We start from the raw sequence: 1,684 nt of genomic DNA on the forward strand, positions 1-1,684 counted from the left end.
TTGGACACATACAGGTCTGTGTAGGAGAGGCCCTCCGAGCCTACAGGCGACTGTGGCGCTCAGCGCTTCAGTGTTAAGGCCGTTGACGGACGTGCGGACGCAACAGGTTGTGACGCCCCTCCATTCTCAAAGCCGAGGACCGTCAGCGTCCCTGATGTAGAAGGTCTGCTAGGCCGCCCGATCATCACAACTCCTCGGATTGTCGTGTTATGTTTCTGATCAGTATCATTCAAAATGGCAATTTGATTGAACGTGATCTTGTAGGCATGGCGCGAACGCATGAATGCGAAAATCTTTCTAAAAATCATGATACTAATGAGTATTGATCAAATTGTAGTATTTAGTTGTGAAGACCCTCGAAGGGGTGGTTGCGGATAAATTACTTTCTCGATGGTTTTCGTAGCCTTGCACCCGCTCCTTTTTTATCCTCAGGAATGAATTCGATCCCGCCGAGCTCAAGCGCGTGACGAATCAGTTCAACCGTATCGGCATCTCCTTCATTCCGACGACGTTCGAAAATGCGCACGCAGTCGACAGGAACGCCGGCGTGTCGCGCTAGCTTCTGGACCGACCAGTCCAGCAGGCCGCGAGCGGCGCGGCACTGCTCAGAGGAGAGACCAGCATCCGCTGTTTCATTTCTTGGTCCCTGCGATGTTGCGGAAGGCTGTTTCGCGGCGGGTGATATGGCGTCTTCGCTCATGTCAAGCGCGCTCGCGGTCTAACCCGCGCGTTCAGGACGTCCGCAAGCCAGAGAAGGCTGCCCCGGCCCAGGCCGTGCAGCCGTGCCTGATGGCGGCGGTAGAGCAGCGCGTGCCCGAGTTGCGCGACACGACCCTTCAGAAATCCGCCTCTGAACAGACCGACGCGACCGAGCGTTCCGTAGGCGTCGTAGCCGCCGAGCGACACGAGTGAGCCGAAGTCGCGGTACTGAAAGGCGGGAGCGGTGCCGCCCGCGATCAGGGTCGGCAGATGACGGACAAGGTAGTCGGCTTCCTGCGAAGCCGCCTGCGCTGTGGTCGGGACCAAAATCGAAGCGTCCGCGAAACGGGGGCTGGCGCAGTCGCCGACGCCGACGATCGAACGGTCGTCGACCGATCTCAGATCGTCCCCGACGACGATCTGGCCGAGCTTGCTCAACTGGATCCCCTCGATCGTGGACAGGAGATGGGGGGGCCGCACGCCTGCCACCCAGACCTTCATTTCGGCGCGCACAATCTTGCCGTCGGAGAGGTGAAACGCCTCCTCGTCGACGGAAACAACCTTTACGTTGAGGTTCACTTCGACGCCCATCTCGCGCAGGCGCGCCGCGACGGCATGCGAGATGCGCTCGGGGAAGGCGCGAAGAAGCCGATCGCCCGTGTCGATCAACGTAACGCGGATCCGCTCCCTGAGGCCGCTGATCCCGTAACCCTGCACGATCTCGGCGAGTTGCACGATCTCGGCCGCCAGTTCCACCCCGGTGGCCCCGCCGCCGACGATCGCGACCCCGAACGTCCGGTCCTGTGCTACGGCGTGAAGTAGTTCGATCCTCATCCGGTCGTTGAAGGCGATGGCCTGACCGCGCGAATTGATGGTCACGCAGTGCCTGCCGGCTCCCGGCGTGCCGAAATCGTTGGCCTCGCTTCCGACCGCAAGGACGAGCGTATCATAGCTGACGCTGCGCGCCGGGACGATGTCCCGCCCA

Annotated in this window: 2 protein-coding genes; both read right to left on the bottom strand. The window is 60.7% G+C overall.

All coding sequences use genetic code 11. From position 1 onward, the window contains the following. Positions 1–379 precede the first annotated feature (379 nt). Entirely contained in the window at positions 380–700 is a 321-nt protein-coding gene (locus O5O54_RS22130) for a transcriptional regulator (RefSeq protein ID WP_279484009.1), read from the bottom strand. Continuing rightward, on the bottom strand, positions 697–1,684 hold a 988-nt coding region (locus tag O5O54_RS22135), incomplete at its 5' end, for an NAD(P)/FAD-dependent oxidoreductase (protein ID WP_279484010.1). The genes O5O54_RS22135 and O5O54_RS22130, both read right to left, overlap by 4 nt.

Source organism: Aureimonas sp. SK2 (genome assembly GCF_029813115.1).
In the GTDB taxonomy this organism is placed as follows: Bacteria; Pseudomonadota; Alphaproteobacteria; order Rhizobiales; family Rhizobiaceae; genus Aureimonas.